This window comes from Actinosynnema sp. NPDC023794 (assembly GCF_040639675.1).
In the GTDB taxonomy this organism is placed as follows: domain Bacteria; phylum Actinomycetota; class Actinomycetes; order Mycobacteriales; family Pseudonocardiaceae; genus Actinosynnema; species Actinosynnema luteola.
Genome location: NZ_JBFAFR010000030.1, coordinates 1 through 22,804, shown reverse-complemented (window position 1 = coordinate 22,804; position 22,804 = coordinate 1). Strand labels below are relative to the sequence as shown.

Genomic DNA, 22,804 nt, shown 5'->3' with positions numbered 1-22,804 from the left:
GTGGGAGACGAGGGGTTCGAGGGGGACGGCGACCGGCACCGGCGCGCGCTGCTGGCCGCCGTCGACGCCGTCCTCGCGGGCCGCGAGGAACCCCCCGGTGACGGGCTCAGCGCCCTGGACGCGGTGTGCTCGTGCTTCGGGCTGAGCCCGTTCGAGCGCAAGGTGCTGCTGCTGGCCGCCGCCGCGGAGCTGCGCCCGCAGGCGCCCGTGCCGACCTTCGCGCACGCCTTCGCCGCGTTCGACGAGGCGCACTGGAGCGCGGCCACGCCGGTCGCGCCGCTGCGCCGGTGGCGGCTGGTCGAGGTGGACCCCGAGCCGGTGCTCACCGCCGCCCGGCTGCGCCTGGACGAGCGGGTGCTGCACTTCCTGGTCGGCGTGCCCTACGTGGACAGCCGCCTGCACGGCACGCTGACCCGCGTCGACGTGCCGCGCGACCTGCCCGAGTCGCACCGGTCGGTGGCCGAGTCGCTGGCCGCGCGCTGGTCCGAGGGCCCGCAGGCGCACCTGGTCGGCGCCGACCAGCAGACCCGCTGGGAGGTCGCCGCGGCGGCTGCCCGGCAGGCCGGGGTGGCGCTGCACGCGATGTCCTCCGAGGACGTGCCCACCGGCGCGGCCGAGCGGGAGGCGCTGTCGCGGCTGTGGGAGCGCGAGGCCCTGCTGCTGCCCTCCGCGCTGTTGGTCGAGGTGTCCGGGCCGCAGCACGCCGCGGTGCGCTCGTTCGTCGACGGCCTGGCGGTGCCGGTGGTGGTCTCCGCGCTGGACCCGGTGCCCTCCGGGCAGCGCACCTGGCCGCGGGTGCCGGTGACCCGGCCGACCCGGGACGAGCAGCGCGCGCTGTGGCGGTCCGCGCTCAACGGCAGCGGCTCCTCGGTGCCCGAGCGGCGGCTGCGCGACATCGTGGCGCAGTTCTCGCTGCCCTCGCACGTCATCCGGGCGGCCGGGGCGGCGGTGGGGCGGGCCTCGGGTGACCCGGCGGAGCTGGCCTGGCGGGCCGGGCTGGAGCAGGCCCGGATGGCGCTGGACGAGCTGGGCCAGCGGGTCGAGCCGCGCGCGGTGGCCGCGGACCTGGTGCTGCCCGACGCGCAGCGCCAGGTGCTGCGCGAGATCGTCGCGCACGTCCGCCAGCGCTCCAGGGTCTACCAGGAGTGGGGTTTCGAGAGCGTGCTGCGGCGCGGGCTGGGCGTCACCGCGCTGTTCGCCGGCGGCAGCGGCACCGGCAAGACGCTGGCCGCCGAGGTGCTGGCGGGCGAGCTGGGGCTGGACCTGTTCGTCATCGACCTGTCCCAGGTGATCAGCAAGTACATCGGCGAGACCGAGAAGAACCTGCGCCGGGTGTTCGACGCGGCCGAGGGCGGCGGCGCGCTGCTGCTGTTCGACGAGGCCGACGCGCTGTTCGGCAAGCGCAGCGAGATCAAGGACAGCCACGACCGCTACGCCAACATCGAGGTCAGCTACCTGCTGATGCGCATGGAGTCCTACCGGGGCCTGGCGATCCTGACCACCAACATGAAGAAGGCTCTGGACACCGCGTTCCTGCGGCGCATCCGGTTCGTGGTGGACTTCCCCTTCCCCGGCCCGGTGGAGCGCGCGGAGATCTGGCGGCGGGTGATCCCGGCCGACACCCCCACCGAGGGCGTGGACGCGGGCAAGCTGGCGCAGCTGACCGTGGCGGGCGGCAGCATCCGCAACATCGCGCTGTCCGCGGCGTTCCTGGCCGCCGAGCAGGCCGCGCCGCTGGGGATGCGGCACGTGCTGGCCGCGGCCCGCACCGAGTACCTGAAGCTGGACCGCTCGCTGACTTCCACGGAGGTGGCCGGGTGGGTGTGAGGGTGCGCATCGACGAGCTGGTGCTGACCGGGTTCGACCGGCTGGACGCGGACCTGCTGGTGGAGTCGTTCCAGCGGGAGCTGACCCGGCTGCTGCGGCGCGCCCCGGTGGTGCCGGTGGATCGCGAGGTCGTCGCCGGGCTGCCCGTGGTGCCCCGGACCTCCTCCGCGCGCCTGCTGGGCGTGGCGCTGGCCCGTTCGGTCCACAGCGGACTTCGCAGGGGTGCGCCGTGACGCGGGCGGTGGCGCGCCCGGCGGGTGAGCCGGGCAAGCCCAAGAAGGAGGGCGCGTCGGCGTTCACCCGCAAGCCGCGCGAGCTGCGGGAGGTGCTGGCCGCGCCGGGCCACCCGATCGACCTCGGGCTGCGCCGGGAGCTGGAGTCCAGGCTGGGCCACGACTTCGCCGCGGTGCGCGTGCACCACGACCGCGAGGCGGCCGAGCTGACCGAGCTGCTGGGCGCGGACGCGGTGACCGTCGGGCAGGACATCTTCTTCGGGCACGGCATGTTCCGCCCCGAGACCCCCGACGGCGAGCGGCTGCTGGTGCACGAGCTGCTGCACACCGCGCAGGTGCCGCACCCGTTGGGCGCGCTGGTGCAGGGCCGCGACACCGGTTCGGTGTCCATGCCGGGCGAGCCGGTGGAGCAGGAGGCCGAGCGGGTCGCGCGGTCGGACCGGGTTGAGGAGCCGGTGTCCCCGGTGGCGCAAGGGGCGGCGTGGCTGCGCTACGCCACGGTCAACGCCGACCGGTTGCGCACCGAGCGGCTGGACCCGGCGACGCTGGTGGACCGGCTGGTGGCGGGCGTGCTGCGCAGCCTGCGCGGCGACCCCACCGACTCGTCGCGGCGGGTGCGGGCGCAGTTGGCGCGGTTCACCCCCGAGTTGCGCGAGGACGTGCTGATCCGGTTGGAGCGGCGGCTGTCCTCGGCGGAGTACGCGCGGGTGCTGGAGTACGTGCGGGAGGCGGAGAGCACGCCCGGCCCGGTGGAGACGCCGAACGTGCCCGAGCCGGTGCCCGAGGAGCCCACGCCGCAGGAGCCCCAGCCCGAAGAACCACAGCCTGAGGAGCCGTCCCCCGAGGAGCCTGCGCCCGAAGAACCCTCGCCCGAGGAACCCGCCCCTGGCGAGCCCGCGCCCGAGCAGACCGCACCGGAGGAGGAAGAGGAGAAGCCCGAGAAGGAGAAGGAAGAAGGCGGAGAGGGGGGCGAGAAGAAGGAAGGCGAGCAGGAGAATCCCGCCGAGGAGGAAGCCCTTTCGGAGGGCGCGCCCCCCGAAGAGGTTCCCGCCGCGCAGCAGCCCAGCGCGCCGGGCGCGCAGCCACCGCCGGGTCAGGGACCCCCGGCTGGTGCCACGCCCGCCCCCGAGGTCGCGCCGATGGCGCAGCAGGAGGGCCAGGTGGCCCCCGAGCGGGTGGAGGCCGCCGCGCAGGCGCCGGACAGCCCGCTGGTGCAGCACGGCCTGCTGGACCGGCCGGAGACGGACGAGCGGGTCGAGGAACAGGAGAAGCCGATCGGCCTGGAGTCCTCGGCAGACGAGGAGGTGCCGGTCCCCGAGCCCGAGGAACCCAGGGCCGAGGACGAGGAGCGTCCCGCGCAGCCGGAGCTCAAGCCCGAGGACCACCTGCCCGCCACCGACCTCGACGTCTCCAACGTCCCGACCGCCGACCGGATCACGCTGCCCGCCGGCGGATCGCCACCGCCCCAGCAGGACGCGCTTGGCTTCCCCGACCCGCCGCCCACCAGGGCCGAGCAGACCGAGGAGCAGGAACCGCCGGAGCGGGCCGAGGCGCTCTCGCCCGAACACGCACCGGAACCTGCGCCGGAATCCCCGCCCACCACCGAGCGCGAGGAGGAGGACCAGGTACCCGCCGAGCAGCCGCTGGACGCCGAGGTCGGCCCGGAACCCACCGCCGAGCCATCCACCGCCGCACCCGAAGCCCTCGGTCCGGTGGGCGCGGACAACGGCCGGGCGGAGGCCGCCGAACCCGCCGGTGCGGCGGTCTTGGCGGAGCCCCCCGGACCCACCGCGTTCGAGAGTGGTCCCGAAACCGGTCCTCATCCTGCCGGGGAGGCCGGTCCGGACCTGGCGGGTGGTGCGGCTCCCAGCGGTCCTATTGGCGGCGCGGGTCCGACCGGTGGCGCGGTCGACGCTCCAGGTGCCACGCCGGACGTGGCCGACGGCGAGCTGGGTGCGGGCCCGGCTCCCGAGGCGTCGCTGGAACCCGGTGGTGGCGGCTGTGACGGTGGTCCCGCCCCGGCCGAGCCCGAAGCCGCTGCCGGTGGCGGCGGCTGCGGTGGCGGAGGCGGAGGCGGAGGCGGTGGTGCAGCCGCGCCCACTCCCGAGGAGCAGCAGGCACCCCCTCCGGACCTGTCGAGCCAGCCGCCCGAGGCGGCGCTAACCACGGTGGCACCCCTGCCGCCGGACCAGCTGCAGACCTCGCTGTCCCAGGTGGACGCGGCGGCGGCGAACGACGTCGCGAAGGAGCAGCAGGCGTTGCGGGCCGCTCCCCCGACGACCACCCGCCCGTCCGGCGCGCCGCAGATCCTGACCGGACCGCCCGAGGCCGCCCCACCCGGCGACCCGGTGCAGGTGGAGCTGACCAAGGCCAAGCAGATTCGGGCCGCGGAGGAGCAGCGCCAGGCCGAGGCCAAGCACGTCGAGGGCGGGAACCAGGCGCAACGGACCCCGCGCCCGAACGTCACCGGCAACGCCCGGGGCGAGATGTCCGAGCAGGAGGTCCGCGACGTCCAGAACGCGGTGAACAGCGTCCTCACCACCGACCCGGCCCTGAACACTACCGTCGGCCCCGCGCCCCAGGTCGAGCTGACCGGTGAGCAGGACCCGGCGCGCACCGACGAGCAGACCGCCGAGCTGCGCGACGCCTCCACGACCCTGCACACCGCGGGCCGCGAGGAGTCCGCCAAGCCGCTGGGCGAGGACCAGGTCTTCCCCAACGCGCCGCCGGAGACGTTGACCGCCCAGGTGCCCTCGGCGGAGGGTGGCGGGGGTGGTGGCCCGGCTCAGGCGGGCGGCGCCGACCAGGGCGTCGCCGTCGTCGCGCAGCAGGAGCGCGGCGCGGAGATCCAGGCCGGCGTGGTGCAGGGCCAGTCCCGGATGGGCGCCGAGCGGCAGACCAAGCAGCAGGGCGAGGCGCAGGCCAAGGCCGACCACGAGGCCCGGGTGGCGCAGCAGGTCCAGGAGAACAGCGCCGCGCAGGCCGACGAGCGCGGCAAGGTGGCCGCGGACGTGCAGGCGCAGCGCGAGGGGTGGCGGGCCGAGCAGGACGCTGAGGTGGAGGAGAGCAACGGCGAGGCCGCCAAGGAGCACGAGGCGTCGCGGACCGGCATCCACCAGGAGAAGGAGGACACCGACGAGGAGGTCGAGCAGCGCCGGCAGGAGGACAACGACAAGATCGATGACGAGCGCGAGCACGCCGAGGAGAAGGCGCGCAAGGAGAAAGAGGCCAAGAAGCAGGAGTCCGACGGCGGCTTCTTCGGCTGGATCGCCTCCAAGGTCAAGAGCTTCTTCGAGGGCCTGCTCAACGCGATCACCGCGATCTTCGACGCGGCCGTCGCGGTGGTCAACGGCATCATCAAGACCTTCGCCTCGGTGGTCACCGGTCTGATCGACGCCGCGCGTGACGCCATCATCGGTCTGATCAACGCCTTGGCCGACATCCTGCTCAAGCTCTGCGACGCCTTGGCGCTGTTCTTCCCCGAGCTGGCCGCGCGAATACGCAAGGGCATCGAGGCCGCGCGTGACACGGCCATCGCCGCGGTCAACGAGCTCGCGGACGCGTTGAAGGCGGGCGTCGAGTTCCTGCTCAACAAGCTCGCCGAGGCGCTGACCGGGTTGCTGCGCCTGCTGGAAAAGGGCCTCAAGGCGGCGGTCGAGCTGGTCCGCAGCGCGGTCAACGCCGCGATCGAGTTCGCCAAGGCCGCGATCCAGATGCTCGGCGAGTTCGCCGCGATCGTCGCCGACATCGCCTCCGTGGGGGTGGGGACGTGGCTGGGCAAGCTCGGCGCGGCAGCGGTCGAGGGCATCCAAAACCACCTGTGGGACGCCATCAAGACGGCCGTGCGGCAGTGGTTCAACGAGAAGGTCCAGGCCATCATCGGGCTCGGCAATAGCGTGATCGACGTGCTGGTCAAGGGCTGCATCAACATAACCAAGATCGGCAAGATGGTCTGGGACGCGATCATCGCGGCGCTGCCCATGATGATCGTGGCGGTCGTCGTCGAGCGGCTGGTTTCCCTGATCGTCCCCGCCGCCGGCGCAGTCCTCGCCGTCGTTCAGGGGTTGATGGCGGCATGGGGGTCGATCAGCAAGATCATCGCTGCCATCGGGGCCTTCGTCGCCTTCGTGAAGGCGGTCAAGACCGGCCCCGCCGCCTGCTTGTTCGCCGCTGCGGTGGCGGCCGGCGTGGTGGCGCTGCTGGAGTTCATCACGAACTTCCTGATGGCCAAGCTGGCCGGAGCGGCCAAGGGCGTGGGGAACGCGCTCAAGGGGATGGCCAAGAAGATCATGGCCGGGTTGAAGCGGGCCGGGAAGGGTGCTCGGAAGGCAGCCGGTCGCGCGGTCAACGCAGCTCGGCGCGGGGCGCAGCGCGCGGGTGCCGCCTTCCGCCGTCGCCCCGGCCGCCCTGCGGCCGGATCGCCTCGGGGGCGCCTGAACCAGGCGAAGAACGCCGTGGCGAGCGGGGTCAAGCGGGTCGCGACCACGCTGAAGAAGGTCGGAAAGAAGGTCTCGAACAGCAAGATCGGCAAGTCGCTCAAGAACACCGCGAAGAAGCTGCGGGACAAGTACAAGGACTACCGCGATCGCATCAAAAACAAGCTGAAGAAGAAGGACAAGAAGGCCCGGGAGAAGAACCCGAAGCCGGACGATAAGGACAAGCGGCTCCAGCTGATCGTCGCCCGCATCAAGCCGAAGCTGAAGCGCCTGCTCGATCTGGGGGTCGCAGGCCGAGCGCTCGGGACCGCGCTGGGCGGGATGCGCGCGTGGTACCGGTTGACCTCGCTCAAAGCCGACGGGCAGCAGAAATTCACGATCAACGCGGTCCTCAACCCCGGCTCTGCCGTCATCGGTGGCATCACCGTGGACGTCGACGACCTGCTGAGGTACATCAGACAGGTCGGCGAGGAGATCAGCCGCAAGCGGGAGGCGCAGCAAACCGCTGAAACAGGTGAGCCGCCGCAACTTGCATCCAAGGACGAGAAGTTCCCGGCCCGGAAGAAGGGGGAAACGGTCACCAAGCGGGTCACGAGTGTCCCGGCAGGAGCCACCGGAGCCGATCTGAACGCCCACCTGACCGAGCAGAAGGGACTGCCCCTGTGGGGGCGAGACATAATCCGCTTTCCAGGCGTGCAGCAAGGCCCGGTCGAAGTGGAGCGAATGCAGGGGCGCGGAGGCAAGCCGCGCAACATGCTTGTGCTGATGTACAACCCTTACAATAACAGGAAGGAGGCTCTCTCCTACGAGCAACTCCGCAAGGACGTTTCTCTCACCGGCAGGAAGCAGCAGGTCGCGCGAGATGTCCTAGGGGCCATGGGCGGTAGGATGCCGGTCGGTGAGCACGCCGGCCTCGCGCTGGAAACAGCGGCCTGGACGCTCCACGTCGAAGGCATGCGCAACCCCGCCTCGTTGGTCACGCACACCATGGCGATCGACATGGCGGCACAGGGCAAGATGGACTTCACAGAAGCGCTGCGCATGCTGCCCATGGCCCCCGAGGATTCGCAACTCCACGCGGACCAGGCCAAGAGGTTCCTCAACCGCGAGAAGCAGACGAAGAGAGCACCGAGCAAGGGGGCGCAACTCCTGATGAACCGCGAGATCCAGGTCATCCAGGCATGGGTGGAGCGGATGGACATCAAGGTCGACGACGAGTCATCCGCGGAAAGCAAGGTGAACCAGCTGAAACAGCAGATCAGGGCGCGGATTCTGAAAATATTCGGTCTTGGCGACAAGAACCTACTACCGTGATCGAGGCCAGAGGATGACCAGGGGACCACACCGCACACGACGTCTGGTCTTGCGCGCCTGCCCGGCCGAGGACTTGGTTCGGTTGTACACCAGCGCCCCCGAGTGGCCAGAGCAACCCACCGGGGACGACGAACGCGAATCTGTCGCGATTCGCCAACTCACCTGGAGGATGGCGCCGGGCCTCCACCTGCGTCGAGAGTTCGATCCGTGGACGTATGACGAGTTGGTGGACTCCCTCGGCGAAGCGGACGACATCGAGGCGCGCGCGCGAGCTGTCCTCCGCCTTGGCCTCGCCGCCCCGGCAACGGTCGACAGGTCGATCTTCCGGGTGCTCGACGGGGAACTCCGCTCGACCGAGGACCCGCTCCGCCAGGTCGCTCTCTGGTCGATCACGTACTCGCCCTGGCCCGCCTACCTCTCCACGCTGCACGAACTCGCCGATCACGACCCGAACAAGTCAATCCGGGAAAGGGCTCGGATGGTCTTGGACGGGCTGGACGCGGTCGGGGGTACCTCGTGACCCGATACTTGGACATCCCTAAGCCGGTCCGCGCCGGAATCGTCGTCGATCCCGACCAGGGCACGCGCCGGGTCATCGTCATGCAGTTCAACCCCGACACCCTCGAACGCAGCCTCGCCCCGCAAGCGTCCGGCGCCGAGCAGGGCGACCGCACCGAAGCGCTGCGGCTCAAGGGACCGGCCATCGAGACCTGGCGGTTCACGGCCGAGATCGACGCCACCGACCAGCCCGATGTCCCCAGCGAGTTCGGCATCCACCCGCAGTTGGCCACGCTGGAGATGCTGGTCCACCCCACCACCGCCCAGATCAACACCAACCTGCGCCTGGCGAATCTGGGCACGCTGGAGATCACCCCGATCGAGACCCCGTTGACCCTGTTCGTCTGGGGTGCCAAGCGGGTCATGCCGGTGCGGCTGACCGAGCTGACCATCACCGAGGAGGCCTTCGACGCCGAGCTGAACCCGTACCGGGCCACGGTCAGCATCGGGTTGCGCGTCCTCTCGGTGAACGACTTGCCCGCAGGGCACCGCGGGGCCGACCTCTACATGGCCTACCTGTCGCAGAAGGAGCGGTTCGCGGGCTCCGCCGTGCCGGGGCGGCTGGAAGCGTTGGGACTGCGGAACATCTGAGGGAGCACACCATGACCAACCCCGCGGACGCGATGGCCGCCGCCGTGCCGCAGCCCACGCCGTACCCGCGCAGCAGCCGCTACTACGGCGTGCCCACAGCGGTGCACGTGACCGCGGACGGCGGGCAGGTGCCCCACTTGGCGCGCAGGCTGCTGCCGCCGCCACCGACGACCGCCATCGCCGAGCACGAGGTCAGCGAGGGGGATCGGCCGGACCTGCTGGCGCACCGGTACTTCGGGGACGCCGAGGCGTGGTGGCGGATCGCGGACGCGAACCCGGTGCTAAGTCCGGAGGAGCTGACCGGCACACCGGGCCGCCTGCTCAGGATCGCGATGCCGAATGGCTGACCTCGCCCCCGTCCACCTCACCCTGCTCATGGGCCGCCGCATCCCGGTGCCCGTGCCGCGGGAGGTCACCGACGCGCTGCTGTCCGCGCAGGTGACCGTCTCGGCGGGCCAGCGCAGCGGATTCCAGCTCGCGTTCGACCTGTCGAGGCTGGGCGTGCTGCGCAGCGCGCTGCTGCCCGCGGGGTTCTTCGACCCGGAGACGCGCGTGGTGCTCGTGGTCACCGTGCGCGGCGTGCCGAACGTGATCATGGACGGGATCTGCATCCGCCAGGAGGTCGGGATCAGCAACGAGCCCGGCCAGTCCACGCTGACGGTCACCGGCGAGGACCTGACGGTGCTGATGGACTTGGAGGAGAAGGAGAACCGGCAGTTCCCGGCCACCTCACCAACGACCCGCGCGGCGGTGGTGATCGCGGAGTACGCCACCTACGGGATCGTGCCCGCGGTGGTGCCGGAGATCTTCCCGCAGGTGAAGCTGCCCACCGAGCAGACGCCCTCGCAGAAGGGCACCGACCTGGCCTACCTCAACGAGATCGCCAAGGCCAACGGGTACGTCTTCTACCTCGAACCGGGTCCCGCGCCGGGGATGAGCCTGGCCTACTGGGGTCCGGAGGTGCGGTTGGGCGTCCCGCAGCCCGCGCTGACGGTCAACTCCGACGCCTCGTCCAACGTGGACCAGATGACGTTCAGCTTCGACGGCACCGCGCGGGAGCAGCCGGAGGTGATGGTGCAGATCCCGGCCACCAAGATCTCCCTGCCCCTGCCCGTGCCGGAGGTGAGCGTGCTGCGCCCGCCGATGGCGCTCAAACCCGCGCCCGCGCTGAAGAAGACCGTCATCAAGGACACCGCGAAGAAGGACGCGCCGCAGGCGCTGGCCGAGGCGCTGGCCAAGGCCGCCGAGTCCGCCGACGCGGTGTCCGGCTCCGGGCAGCTCGACGTGGTGCGCTACGGGCACGTGCTGCGGGCGCGGGAGCTGGTCGGCGTGCGGGGCGCGGGCATCACCTACGACGGCCTGTACTACGTCAAGAGCGTCACGCACAACCTCCAGCGCGGCAGCTACACCCAGAACTTCACGCTCGCCAGGGAAGGCCTGATCTCCCTGGCCCCAGTGGTCCGGCCGTGAGGGGAGCCAGATGACCGAACCGACCAGGTACCTCGGCAAGTACCGCGGCACCGTGTTCAACAACGTCGACCCGGAGCGCCGCGGGCGCATCCAGGCGCTGGTGTCCGACGTGTACGGCACGACGCCGTCCACGTTCGCGCTGCCGTGCCTGCCGGTGGCCGGGCCGCAGATGGGCCACTACGTCGTGCCGCCGGTCGGGGCGGGCGTCTGGGTCGAGTTCGAGCAGGGCAACAAGGACTTCCCGATCTGGACCGGCTGCTGGTACGGCAGCCAGGCGGAGCTGCCCGCGCCCGCAGACGCGGGGCTGCCCGCCTCGCCGAACATGGTGCTGCAGACGCTGGGGCAGCACTCGATCGTGCTGTCGGACGTGCCCGGTGTCGGCATCACGCTCAAGACCGCGACCGGGGCGATGATCACGGTCAACGACAGCGGGATCGTCATCAGCAACGGCCAGGGCGCCTCCATCTCGCTGGCGGGGCCGACGGTCTCGATCAACCAGGGCGCACTCGCCGTCACCTGAGGGGGAACGATGTCCGGAAACTTGTTGCACGTCAACGCGACGGTGATGTGCCCGCACGGCGGGCAGGCCACCCTGCTGCCCTCGCGCACGCGCGTGCTGGCCAGTGGTCAGCCGGTGGCCACGCTCGCGGACGTCCACACGATCGCGGGCTGCGCCTTCAACGTCAGCGGTAAACCCCAGCCGTGCGTGACGATCAAGTGGGTCACCCCCTCCGCCCGGATCACCCTGGACGGCCAGCCCGCGCTGCTGCAGAGCTCGGTGGGCCTGTGCCAGAGCGCCGAACAGGTCCCGCAGGGGCCGCCGAACGTCGTCGTGGTGCAGCAAAGGGCGGTGGGACGATGACCCGCACCGACATCGCTTTCCCCTTCCGGGTCGACGGTCGCGGGCGCACCGCCGACCGCGGCTACGACGACCACGTCCGGGACATGGTGGAGCAGCTGCTGTTCACCAGCCCCGGCGAGCGGGTGATGCGGCCGGACTTCGGCTGCGGCCTGCTGGACCTGGTCTTCGCGCCCAATAGCCCGGAGTTCGCCTCCGCGCTGCGGCTGTCCATCCAGGCCAGCCTGCAGCGGTGGCTGGGCGACGTGATCGACGTGGAGGCGCTGGAGGTCGTCAGCGAGGACAGCACCCTGCGCGTGCACCTGGTCTACGTCGTGCGCCCCACCGGCACCCGGCGCACCGACACGTTCGAGAGGAGCGGCGACCGATGACGCAGGACTGCCGCACCGACCGCAGGCGGGCGCGGGTGCGCGCCAAGCACCGCAACGGCGTCGACGGCGTGGAGGTCTCCGATGACGGGCGCACCCTCACCGTCACCTTCCTGGGCCGGGCGCCGCGCGAGCTGGGCCCGGAGAACATCCGTATCGACGGCGGTCGCCGCGTCCGGGGCATCGTCGCGGTGTCGGTGCGGTTGGACGACGAGGAGGACCCGGAGCTGGACGACCGGGTGCGCGTGCGGGTCGACCGGCCCGGCGACAGCTCGACCTACCGGCTCTCGGTGGTCCGGGCCGACGGGCACGGCTTGCCCGGCACCGAGCCCTACCCCGGTTTCGACCCGCGCTACGCGGGCGCGGACTTCGACTTCCGCCGGATGTGCCCGACGGAGCTGGACTGCCTGCCGGAGCGGGCCGCGCCACCGCCGCCGGGTCCGCGGCCGGTCATCAACTACACCGCGCGGGACTACGCCTCGCTGCGCCAACTGCTGCTGGACCGGTTGACGCTGACCACACCGCGGTGGGTCGAGCGGCACGTGCCGGACCTGGGCGTCACCGTGGCCGAACTGCTGGCCTACGTGGGCGACCGGCTCAGCTACCAGCAGGACGCCATCGCCACCGAGGCGTACCTGGACACCGCGCGCAGGCGGACCTCGGTGCGCAGGCACGCCCGGCTGGTCGACTACGCGATGCACGACGGCTGCAACGCGCGCACGTTCGTGGCGCTGGAGGCGTGCCGCGAGGCCACCTTGCAAGCGGGCGACTTCCGCTTCCTGGCCGTGGACCTGAGCTACGTGGACCCGTTGCGCCGCCCCGAGCTGGGGCCGGTGGTGGCCGAGGAGGTGGTGGCGGAGCTGCCGACCTCGGCGACGTGGGAGTTCTTCGAGCCCGTCGACCCCGGCGACCTGCGGATCTTCCCGGCGCACAACGAGATCCGCTTCTGGACGTGGGGCGACCAGGAGTGCAGCCTGCGCAAGGGCGCCACCTCGGCGACCCTGCGCGACGAGTGGCTGCACCACGCCGAGCACGACAGCGAGCAGGACGGGGACGCCGGGGACGCCGAGGCCGAGAGCACCCGCCCGAAGCGGCGCGCGCTGCGCCTGCGGCCGGGTGACGTGCTGGTCATCGAGGAGGTCGTCGGCCCGGACAGCGGCGCGCCCGCCGACGCCGATCCCGCGCACCGGCAGGCGGTGCGGCTGCTCAGCGTCACCCCGGGGGTGGACGACCTCTACGACCAGCCGGTGGTCGAGGTCACCTGGGACGTCGAGGACGCGCTGGCCTTCACCGCCTGCCTGTCCTCGCGCGGCGGCCAGGACTGCTGCCCCATCCCGGACGTGAGCGTGGCGCGCGGCAACGTGGTGCTGGTCGACCACGGGCGCAGCGTCGACGCGTGCGGCGGCCCGGTGGAGGTGATCACCGTGCCGCCCGCGCCGGTGGTGCCGCCGACCTGCGACCCGCCGGAGTTCGGCTGCGGCGGTGACGACGCGGTCGATCCGGTCGTCGCGTTCGTCCAGGACCTCATCGGCCGCACCGGCGACCGCGAGCCGCTGACCGCGGAGCACGTCCACGAGCTGGTGGGGCTGCTGGGCGAGGGCACCACCGACCGCGCGGGGCTGGTGCTCGACCTGGACGGCGACCGGGAGGTGGTGGTGCCCGACACCGCCGAGGACCAGCACGCCGCGCTGCGCGCGCTGCTGGCGCAGATCACCTACCCCGCGGTGCGACCGCGCTTCCGGCCGGTGCTCCAGCAGGCGCCGGTGACGCAGCGGGCGCCGTTCCCGCTGCCCGCGCACGTCGCCGCGGGCCAGGCCCGGCTGCTGGCCGCCATCCCGGAGCGGGTGCGGGCCTGGCTGGAGCAGCTGTGGCGGCAGGTGCGCGGCGGCAGGCGCCCCAGCAGGGACCAGGTGGCCGCGCTGACCGTGCTGTACGGCGAGCGGGTGCTGGCCGAGCTGCGGCTGGGCGAGCGGCCCGAGCGGGCGCTGCGCGAGCTGCTGGCCCGGCGCGCCGAGCTGCTGGCGGCCAAGACCCGGCGACTGGACGTGCTGCGCGCCCGCGCGCTGGCGGGCGGGGTGCTCGACGACGGGATCGCCTGGGAGCTGGCGCAGAGCTGGGGCGGCGAGCACGCGGCGGGCCTGGCCCCGGACGAGGCGGCGCTGCGCGGCTCGGCGAGGTCGGCGCTGCTCACCGACGCGCGCACGGCGCTGCCCGCGGTGCTGCTGCGGGGCGAGGACGACGCCGAGTGGACCCCGCGGCGCGACCTGCTCGACAGCGGGCCGCGCGACCGGCACTTCGTCGGCGAGGTCGAGGAGTCCGGGCAGCTGGCGCTGCGCTTCGGCGACGGCGCGCACGGCGCCGCTCCCCCGCCGGGCAAGCGGCTGAGCGCCCGCTACCGGGTCGGCAACGGCACCGCGGGCAACGTCGGCGCCGAGGCGGTCAACCACCTGGTGCTGTGCCGCGGGGACCAGCACGACGCGGTGGACCGGGTGCGCAACCCGCTGGCCGCGGTCGGCGGCGTGGAGCCGGAAACGCTCGACGAGGTGCGCCAGCTGGCGCCGCTGGGGCTGCGCCGGGAGCTGCTGCGCGCGGTCACCGCCGAGGACTACGCGGCGCTGGCCGCGCGGGTGCCCGGCGTGCAGCGGGCCGCCGCGCGGGTGCGGTGGACCGGGTCGGGCCGGGAGGTCCAGGTGGCCGTGGACCCGGTGGGCCGCGACGAGCCGGACGCCGCGCTGCTCGACGCGGTGGCGCAGGCGCTGGCGCGGGTGCGGCGGATCGGCCATCAGGTCAGCGTCGGCCCCGCCGTGCTGGTGCCGCTGGAGGTGGGCCTGGCGGTGTGCGTGGCCGAGGGCTACCAGCGCGGCCACGTGCTGGCGGCGCTGACCGCCGCGCTGGGCGGGCGCGGGTTCTTCCACCCCGACCGGCTCACCTTCGGCGATCCGGTGCGGGTCAGCGCACTGGTGGCCGCCGCGGCCGCGGTGCCCGGCGTGCTCACCGCGCGGGTGACCGCGCTGCGCAGGCAGTTCGGCCAGGACGAGGGCGCGCTGGAGGCGGGGCTGCTGCGGCTGGGCCCGCTGGAGGTCGCGCAACTGGACAACGACCCCGACCGCCCGGAGAACGGCCGGTTGGCCATCGTGCTGGGAGGTGGGCGATGAGCGGCTGCGGCTGCCAGGACTGCCGCGCGGCGGCGTCCGCGCGAACCCCGGTGGAGGTGTTCACCCCGCCCTCGCAGGCCGCGCTGGCGCACCGGGTGGGCACCCACGCGGAGTTCCTGGCCACCATGCTGGCCCGGCTGTCCAGCCCCGGCTACCGACCGCTGAACGCGCTGACCACGCGCGCGCTCGACGACCCGGCGATCGGCCTGCTGGACGCCTCGGCGGTGCTGGCCGACCTGCTCACCTTCTACACCGAGCGGATCGCCGACGAGGGCTACCTGCGCACCGCGACCGAGCAGCGGTCGCTGGAGCTGCTGGGCCGCCTGGTCGGCCACCTGCCGCGCCCCGGCGTGGCGGCGGGCACCTACCTGTCCTACACCGTCGACGCCGACTCGACCCCCGGCCGCGACCTGGAGGCGCACGTCCCGCGCGGGGCGCGGGCGCAGAGCGTGCCCGGCCCCGGCGAGGAGCCGCAGGCCTTCGAGAGCGTCGAGGACCTGGTGGCCCGGCACTCCTGGAACAACCTGCGGGTGCGCACCAGCAGGCCCTACCAGCTGACCGCGGACGACCTGCGGGACCGGCGGGCGGTCCAGCTCCAGGGCGTGACCACCAACCTCAAGCCGGGCGACCGGCTGCTGTTCGTGTTCGGCAGCGAGGCGGGCAGCCAGGTGCTGGAGGACGTGGCGCAGGTCTCGCTCGACCGCGACCGCGACACCACCACGGTCGGCAAGCCGCCGCCGGTCCTGGACGACCTCAAGGAGCTGCGCGCCGCGCTGCAGCAGTGGCTGGACGCGCTGCTGGCCGACCCCGGCGACGTGGTGCGGCGCAGCGTGATCCTCAAGCGCTTCGTGGACGGCGTGCTGGTGCCCCTGCGCGCGGCACTGGGGGCCACCCCGGAGGACCCCGGCGAGCTGCCCACCCCCACCAGGTACGCCCGGCGGCTGGCCGAGGTGCTGGAGCGGCTGGCCGAGGCGCTGGCCGTGGCCGAGCACTACACGCACGTGCGCAAGTGGCTGGAGGACGTGCGGGCCGAGATCGCCGACCAGCACGCCAAGGCGGGCGAGTTGGAACCGCCGCAGCCGGACGCCGACCAGGAGCCCACCCTGTACCAGGCGCTGGCGCTGGACTCGACGCCCCCGTCGAGCAGCCCGGCGCTGCTGGGGCTGGGGGCGCTGCTGGGTGCGCTGCGCACCCCGCCCAGCCGCTCCCCCAGCAGCTCGCGCAAGCTGCGCCGCAGCGTCGGCCAGCTCTACGCGCCCGGATCGGACCTGGCCGCCCAGCTGCTCGCCGCGCTGGACCCGCGGCTGGAGGACGACCTCTACACAGCGTGGCGCGGGGTGGACCTGAGCGCGCCGCTGGCGTTGCAGGAGCTGCTGGCGATGCGTCAGGTCGCCACCCCGTTCGCGGCCACCGCCCCGCTGAAGACGGTGATCGAGCCCGACCAGCCCGCCCGGCAGGTCGAGTGGGACCTCGACGTGCCGCAGAAGCTGGCGGTCACGGTGTTCTACGACGTCGCCGAGGAGCCCGAAGACCCCGAGGAGGAAGCGGCGGGGCCCAAGGACACCCCGACGACGGCCTCGCTGGTCTTCGAGCTCGACGCCAACGCCTGGCGCGACACCATCGACGACCTGACCACCGACGGCGAGCAGGACTTCGGTCCGGGGCGGATCAAGCACACCGTGGCCGACGACGGCGAGGTGACCCTGGAGACCCAGCCGCACCTGCCCGCGCACCGCATCGCGGTGTCCAAGGTGAACGCCGACGACCGGGTGACCGTCACGCTGCCCGACGACCTGGGCGCCCCCGTCGTGCTGGTCGCCAACGACCGGCAGGACCTGTGGGACTGGGACCCGCTGACCGAGCGGTGGACCAACATCGTGATCACCCGCACCACCCCGGCGCAGGGCGCGCAGCGGCCCTCGGTGTCGGTCACCACCTCCACCTGGGCCCGCCTGCCCGCCACCGTGCTCACCCTGGACGCGGTCTACGAGGGCGTGGGCGTGGGCAGCTGGGTGGTGGTCGACCGGCCGCGCAAGGCCGAGCCGGGCTCCGCCACCGGCGGGATGCACCGGGTCATCGCGCGGGTCTCCGGGGTGCGCACGATCGCCAAGCAGGGCTTCGGGATCAGCGGCAAGGTCACCGAGCTGGTGCTGGACCGGCCGTGGCTGGACGCCCAGGACACCCGGCTGTCCGACATCCGCGACACCACGGTCTACCTGCGCGGCGAGCGGCTGGCCCTGGCCGAGGAGCCGATCACCAACGACGTGTCCGGCAGCGAGGTCGAGCTGGCCGAGCTCTACGACGGGCTGGCCCCCGGCCGCTGGCTGGTGGTCACCGGCGAGCGCACCGACCTGCCCGGCAGGCCCACCGGCGTGCCCGGCACCGAGCTGGCCATGATCGCCGCGGTCGAGCAGGACCACGACCAGCGGCGGCCCGGCGAGAAGGTGCACACCACGCTCACCCTGGCCACGCCGCTGGCCTACACCTACCGGCGGGAGACGGTGCGCCTGCTGGCCAACGTCGTGCGCGCCACCCACGGCGCGGGCCGCGACGAGCCGATCGGCAGCGGCGACGAGGGGCGGGCCAACCAGGAGTTCCTGCTCCGCCAGGGGCCGCTGACCTGGCTGGCCGCGGACAACCCGCTGGGCGCGCAGAGCACGCTGGAGGTGCGGGTGGACGGCGTGCGCTGGCGCGAGGTGGACAGCTTCGCCGGGCGCGGCCCCACCGAGCGGGTCTTCGTGACCCGGCCCGGCGAGCAGGGCTCGCTGGTGGTGGCCTTCGGCGACGGGGTGCGCGGCGCGCGGCTGCCCACCGGCGTGGAGAACGTCCGGGCCCGCTACCGGGTCGGCCTTGGCGAGGCGGGCAACGTGGGCGCGGGCCGGATCACCCAGCTGACCACCCGGCCGCTGGGCGTGTCGGGGGTGACCAACCCGCTGCCCGCGCACGGCGGCGCGGACCGCGACGACGCGGGCCTGCTGCGCCGCAACATCCCGCTCAGCGTCACCGCGTTCGACCGGCTGGTCTCCGTGCCCGACCACGAGGACTTCGCGCGGGCGCGGGCGGGCATCGGGCGGGCCTCGGCGCGGCGGCTGTTCAACGGCGTCCGGCAGGTGGTGCACCTGACCGTGGCCGGGGTGGACGACATCGCGCTGCAGGACGACTCCGACATCGTCACCACGCTGCGCGCCGCGCTGGCCGCGCACGGCGACACCGGCCTGCCGGTGGAGGTGGCGGTGCGGGAGCCGGTGCTGCTGGTGGTCTCGGCCAACATCGGGGTGCACCCGGACCACTACTGGGAGGTCCTGGAGCCCGCGGTGCGCGCGGCCCTGCTGGAGCGCCTGGGCTTCCGCAACCGGGAGCTGGGCCAGCCCGCCTACCTGTCGGAGGTGCTGGCCACCGCGCAGGCCGTGCCCGGCGTCGACCACGTGGACGTGGACGTGTTCGCCGGGATACCCGGCAGCGTCACGCCGGTCGAGCTGGACGCGCTGGCCGGTTCGCTGAGCGAGCCCAGGACCGTGGTGCCCGCGCGGCAGGCGGTGTTCGACGAGACCCGCTACCGGGTCGCGGCAGGCGGGGAGACGCTGACCGCGGTCGCGGCCAAGCACGGCATCACCGTGGCGGAGCTGCTGCGGCTCAACCCGGACATCACCACCGGCGACCCGCTGGCCGACCGCTCGGTGGTGGTCTTCCGCGGCGTGCGGCCCGCGCAGCTGGCGCTGCTGTCCCCGGCCGTGCCGGACACGCTGATCCTCAAGGAGGTCCGGTCATGAGCCGGCAGCCCGACCGCCTGTTCGACCTGCTGCCCCAGTTCCACCGCAGGCGCGACGCGGAGAGCGGCGGGGCGCTGCGCGCGCTGCTGGGCGTCATCACCGAGCAGGTCGACCTGGTGGAGACCGACCTGGAGCAGCTGTACGACAACTGGTTCATCGAGACCTGCGCGGACTGGGCGGTGCCCTACCTGGGCGACCTGGTGGGCTATCGGGCGCTGCGCGGGTACGAGGAGGCGGTGTCCGGGCGCGGGGCCTCGGCCCGGCTGCTGGCGGCCCGCCTGGCGCCGCGGGTGGACGTGGCGGCCACGGTGACCAACCGGCGGCGCAAGGGCACCCTGCCGCTGCTGGAGAACACCGCGCGCACGGTGGCCGAGTGGCCCGCGCGGGCGGTGGAGTTCGGGCCGCTGCTGGCGGGCTCGCAGCCGGTGCGGCTCTACCCCGGCAGCCCGGCGCGGGCCGCCGCGCGGCACCTGGCCTCCCCGGCGCGCACGGTCGACCTGCGCCGGGGCGCGGAGCTGGACCTGGTGGACTCGGCGTTCGACGAGTTCGCGCACCTGGCGGGCCGGGGGCGCACGCCCGCGAGCGTGGGGCTGTTCGCGTGGCGGCTCAAGCCGCAGTCGATCACCAAGGCGCCCGCGTACTGCATCGACCGGGCGCGCAGCCTCTACACCTTCTCCATCCTGGGCAACGACACCCCGCTGCTGACCAAGCCGGTCCCCGAGCCCTCGCCGACCCACATCGCCACGCCCGCCAACGTGCCCGGCTTCATCCGCCGCCGGGCGCTGCGCGACCGGCTGGCCGACCACTACGGGCCGGGCAAGAGCTTCCAGATCTGGCGCGACGGCGAGGACCGCCCGGTGCCGCCTGCCGACATCGTGGTGGCCGACCTGTCCCGGTGGCGGTACCGGCCGCAGCGCAAGCAGGTGGTGGTGGACCCGGTGCTGGGGCGGATCGCGTTCGGCACCCGCACCGCGCCCAAGCGCGGGGTGTGGGTGAGCTACCACCACGGGTTCAGCGACGACATGGGCGGCGGCGAGTACCCGCGGGTGCGGCCCGAGCGGCCCGGCGCGCGGGTCTACCGGGTCGGCCCCGACGAGGACGAGTCGGAGATCATGGACGCCTACCGCCGCTGGCGGCGGGAGAAGGCCTCCGGCGAGGCGCCCGCCGACGCCGTCATCGAGATCACCCGCAGCCTGGCCTACCAGGAGCAGATCGAGTTCGTGCTGGACCACGGCGACCGGCTGGAGGTCCGCGCCGCGGAGGAGGCGCGGCCGGTGATCCGGCTGCTGGACTGGTACAGCAACCGGCCGGACGCGCTGATCATCCGGGCCGCGGAGGGCGACCGGGACCGCGACGGCTGCGGCACGCCCGGACCGCCGCGCGTGGTGCTCGACGGGCTGCTGGTGACCGGGCGCGGCGTGCACGTCAGCGGACCGGTGGGGCAGGTGGTCATCCGGCACAGCACGCTGGTCCCCGGCTGGACGCTGGACCCGCAGTGCCACCCGGTGCAGCCCGAGGAACCCAGCCTGGTGCTGGAGAACACCACCGCCTGCGTGCAGGTCGAGCGCAGCATCCTGGGCACGATCCTGGTCCAGGGCAACGAAGTGCGCACCGAACCGCTGGAAATCCACATCGCGGACAGCATCCTGGACGCCACCGGCCGCGACCGCGAGGCGCTGGCGGGTCCAGACTGCTCGCACGCGCACGCCGTGCTCTCCCTGAGCAACACCACGGTCATCGGCGAGGTTCACGCGCACGCCATCCGCATCGCCGAGAACAGCATCTTTGACGGCTTCGTCCACGTGGCCCGGCGGGGCATCGGCTGCCTGCGCTTCTGCTACGTGCCCGGTGGATCGCGCACGCCGCGGCGCTACCGGTGCGAGTCCGAGCACCGGCCGCGCTTCACCAGGACCCGCTACGGCACACCCGGCTACGCCCAGCTCGCCCCCGGCTGTCCGCCGCAGATCGCCCGCGGCGCCGAGGACGGGGCCGAGCTGGGCGCGTTCCACGACCTGTTCCAGCCGCAGCGGGAGGACAACCTCCGGGCCCGACTGGAGGAGTTCCTCCCCGCCGGCACGGCCGCCGGCATCGTCTTCGTCTCATGAAGGGAAAGGCCCCATGCACGGCGACTTCTCCAAGCTGGGCTTCCGACCCGATCGGCGCTACTCCGCGGTGCTCGCCCAGCAGGGCCGGGTCCAGCTCGACTCCGACGCCAACGAGCAGGTGCTGCTGGAGCTGCACCGGCAGCGCACCCTGGCGGCCGACCTGATCGGCCCGCACGGCGGTCCGGCCGACGCGCTCGGCTTCGGCATCCAGTACCGGACCAAGGACGGCGAACCCGCCGACCTGGTCATCTCCGCGGGCCGCTACTACGTCGACGGCATCCTGGTCGACGCCACCCGGCCCGCCGCGGGCGTTCCGGTCGAGGACGACAAGCACTCGACCCTGCCCCCGCCCAACTGGACCTACTGGGACCAGCCCGACGCCTACCGGGACAAGGAGCGGCCGGAGACCGACAACCTGCCGAACAAGCCTTTCGTGGCCTACCTAAAGGTGACCGAGCGACTGGTGACGTACGTGCAGGACCCGGCGATCCGGGAGACCGCGCTGGGCCCGTCGCTGCCCGACACCGCCGCCCGGCTCAAGGTGACCTGGCAGGTACTGGCCCTCCCCTGCACCCCCGACGACTTCGCCCCCTGGGTGGGGGAGCAGAACTCCACCGCGCGGCTTGCCGCGCGCACCGAGCGGCCGGCCAAGGGCGACGACAGCCCGTGCCTGGCCGCGCCTGACTCGCGGTACCGGGGCGAGGAGAACCAGCTCTACCGGCTGGAGATCCACAGCGTGACGCCGAAGCGGACGTTCAAGTGGTCGCGGGAGAACGGCTCGGTGGTGTTCGGCGTGGCCTCGGTGGACGGCGGCTCCGTGATGCTGTCGGACGCGGGCCGCGACGGCAAGCTCGACCTGGACATCGGCGACTGGGTGGAACTGCTCGATGACGCGACAGTGGCGCGCGAGGAGCCTGCGGACCTGCTGCGGGTGGTGGACGTGGACACCGAGCGGCTGCGTGTGGAACTGGAGGGCGCGGTCGCGGTCGGCGCGGCGGGCAGGCACCCGTTCCTGCGCCGGTGGGACCACCGGCCCGCCAAGCCGGTCGGCGGCGCGGTCGAGGCGGTGGAGGGGCAGTGGCTGGACCTGGAGGACGGTGTGCAGGTGTGGTTCGAGGGTGGGACGTTGCGGCCCGGTGACTACTGGTTGATCCCTGCTCGCACGGTCACCGGGGATGTGGAGTGGGCTCGGGACGGGCGTGGTCGGCCGTTGTCGCGGGTCCCGGATGGGGAGTCGCACCACTACGCGCCGTTGGCGTTCGTCGACGGGGGGCGGGCGCGGGATCTGCGGCGGGCCTTCGTGCCCCTGGCCGCTTCGGTGGAGTAAGCGTTCCAGATCCTGCACCGAGCGTTCGGGCACCTTGAGTTCTGCGTTCGGATTTGAAGCGTGCGCTCGCCGCGCGGTAGATCGCCGAGGATGGCGGGTTGCGCCGTCCCCATATGACCTGCCGAAGGCAACCTGAGATTCCCCCGATAACCCGGGGTGGTTGTTACCTGGATCGGGTCGGTGATGCCGGGATGGTAGTCGGTTCGGCCTGGGCGGCGTGCCAGGCGGCTTCGTACTCGTCGGGACTGAGCCAGCCGAGGTCCTTCTGGATGCGTTCGGTGTTGTAGAACCCGTCGATGTAGGCGAAGAGGTCGTTCTCGGCTTCGTCGCGGGTGCGCCAGGAGCGCCGGTAGACCAGCTCGATCTTCAGCGTGGAGAAGACCTGCCGACCGGTATAACGCGGGTTCTCCAGGATCGTGGCCACGGTCGGCGCACCCCACCCTTCCCCCGACCGATGCCGGTTCCGCCCCGGATCGGCCGCGGACGGACACGGCACAGCCCGCTCGTTGAGCAGGCGGGCAATCCCGGCCACCGACATCCCCTCCACCCGGCGGGCGAAGATCCATTTCACGTGCGGGGCGGTCCGCGGGTCTGGCGCCAGCTTCCACGCCCGCCGTCCCCACCGGGCATCCGCACGGTTGGGGGTGCGGCCCGGCGTCGACCAGCATGTACCCGTACGGCGGGCGGCCACCCAGATACAGATCTTGAAAGACCAGGGTTGATCGCGTGGTTCTCGGCGTGTCCTGCGCGGTTGTGACCGGCATGGGGTCTACGCAGGGGTGATGAGGTAC

15 protein-coding genes are annotated in these 22,804 nt (G+C 72.9%); 14 read left to right on the top strand and 1 reads right to left on the bottom strand.

Features of this window, described 5'->3' with window-relative positions; translation table 11 throughout:
- The 14 genes from AB0H12_RS36525 to AB0H12_RS36460 all read left to right on the top strand — a co-directional run bounded on the left by AB0H12_RS36525 (nucleotide 1) and on the right by AB0H12_RS36460 (nucleotide 22,013).
- A complete protein-coding gene (locus tag AB0H12_RS36525) occupies nucleotides 1–1,827 on the top strand; it encodes an ATP-binding protein (RefSeq protein WP_499629124.1) in 1,827 nt (608 codons plus the stop codon).
- Nucleotides 1,824–2,060, top strand: coding sequence for a hypothetical protein (locus AB0H12_RS36520; RefSeq protein WP_499629122.1), 237 nt, complete (start codon nucleotides 1,824–1,826; stop codon nucleotides 2,058–2,060). The genes AB0H12_RS36525 and AB0H12_RS36520 overlap by 4 nt, the downstream gene beginning before the upstream one ends.
- The gene (locus tag AB0H12_RS36515) at nucleotides 2,057–7,810 is read left to right on the top strand and encodes an eCIS core domain-containing protein (protein WP_499629120.1); all 5,754 of its coding nucleotides are present in this window, start codon (nucleotides 2,057–2,059) and stop codon (nucleotides 7,808–7,810) included. The genes AB0H12_RS36520 and AB0H12_RS36515 overlap by 4 nt, the downstream gene beginning before the upstream one ends.
- Nucleotides 7,811–7,892: 82 nt before the next feature.
- Nucleotides 7,893–8,330 carry a hypothetical protein gene (locus tag AB0H12_RS36510; protein WP_499629118.1) on the top strand — a complete coding sequence of 146 codons (438 nt, stop codon included), beginning with the start codon at nucleotides 7,893–7,895 and terminating at the stop codon, nucleotides 8,328–8,330.
- Complete coding sequence (locus tag AB0H12_RS36505; RefSeq protein WP_499629116.1) at nucleotides 8,327–8,959, top strand: hypothetical protein; 633 nt, start codon at nucleotides 8,327–8,329, stop codon at nucleotides 8,957–8,959. The genes AB0H12_RS36510 and AB0H12_RS36505 overlap by 4 nt, the downstream gene beginning before the upstream one ends.
- An 11-nt stretch (nucleotides 8,960–8,970) precedes the next feature.
- Nucleotides 8,971–9,306: a LysM domain-containing protein gene (locus AB0H12_RS36500; RefSeq protein WP_499629114.1), complete on the top strand. Its 336-nt coding sequence runs from the start codon at nucleotides 8,971–8,973 to the stop codon at nucleotides 9,304–9,306.
- Nucleotides 9,299–10,429 carry a hypothetical protein gene (locus AB0H12_RS36495; protein ID WP_499629112.1) on the top strand — a complete coding sequence of 377 codons (1,131 nt, stop codon included), beginning with the start codon at nucleotides 9,299–9,301 and terminating at the stop codon, nucleotides 10,427–10,429. Before AB0H12_RS36500 ends, AB0H12_RS36495 begins: the two co-directional genes overlap by 8 nt.
- A 10-nt stretch (nucleotides 10,430–10,439) precedes the next feature.
- Complete coding sequence (locus tag AB0H12_RS36490) at nucleotides 10,440–10,949, top strand: phage baseplate assembly protein V (RefSeq protein ID WP_230572086.1); 510 nt, start codon at nucleotides 10,440–10,442, stop codon at nucleotides 10,947–10,949.
- A 9-nt stretch (nucleotides 10,950–10,958) separates the two neighbouring features.
- Entirely contained in the window at nucleotides 10,959–11,291 is a 333-nt protein-coding gene (locus AB0H12_RS36485) for a PAAR-like protein (RefSeq protein ID WP_230572085.1), read from the top strand.
- Nucleotides 11,288–11,659 (top strand): GPW/gp25 family protein, encoded by a 372-nt coding sequence (locus AB0H12_RS36480; RefSeq protein ID WP_230572084.1) that lies wholly within the window; start codon nucleotides 11,288–11,290, stop codon nucleotides 11,657–11,659. Before AB0H12_RS36485 ends, AB0H12_RS36480 begins: the two co-directional genes overlap by 4 nt.
- Nucleotides 11,656–14,811, top strand: coding sequence for a putative baseplate assembly protein (locus AB0H12_RS36475; protein ID WP_499629110.1), 3,156 nt, complete (start codon nucleotides 11,656–11,658; stop codon nucleotides 14,809–14,811). The genes AB0H12_RS36480 and AB0H12_RS36475 overlap by 4 nt, the downstream gene beginning before the upstream one ends.
- Nucleotides 14,808–18,581 carry a putative baseplate assembly protein gene (locus AB0H12_RS36470; RefSeq protein ID WP_499629108.1) on the top strand — a complete coding sequence of 1,258 codons (3,774 nt, stop codon included), beginning with the start codon at nucleotides 14,808–14,810 and terminating at the stop codon, nucleotides 18,579–18,581. The genes AB0H12_RS36475 and AB0H12_RS36470 overlap by 4 nt, the downstream gene beginning before the upstream one ends.
- Nucleotides 18,578–20,686 carry a hypothetical protein gene (locus tag AB0H12_RS36465; RefSeq protein WP_499629105.1) on the top strand — a complete coding sequence of 703 codons (2,109 nt, stop codon included), beginning with the start codon at nucleotides 18,578–18,580 and terminating at the stop codon, nucleotides 20,684–20,686. The genes AB0H12_RS36470 and AB0H12_RS36465 overlap by 4 nt, the downstream gene beginning before the upstream one ends.
- Before the next feature lie 13 nt (nucleotides 20,687–20,699).
- Nucleotides 20,700–22,013 (top strand): DUF6519 domain-containing protein, encoded by a 1,314-nt coding sequence (locus AB0H12_RS36460; protein WP_499629103.1) that lies wholly within the window; start codon nucleotides 20,700–20,702, stop codon nucleotides 22,011–22,013.
- 163 nt (nucleotides 22,014–22,176) lie between these two features.
- Here AB0H12_RS36460 and AB0H12_RS36455 read toward each other — a convergent pair whose 3' ends face one another.
- Nucleotides 22,177–22,551, bottom strand: a complete 375-nt coding sequence (locus AB0H12_RS36455; RefSeq protein ID WP_499629102.1) for an IS3 family transposase — start codon at nucleotides 22,549–22,551, stop codon at nucleotides 22,177–22,179.
- Nucleotides 22,552–22,804 lie beyond the last annotated feature (253 nt).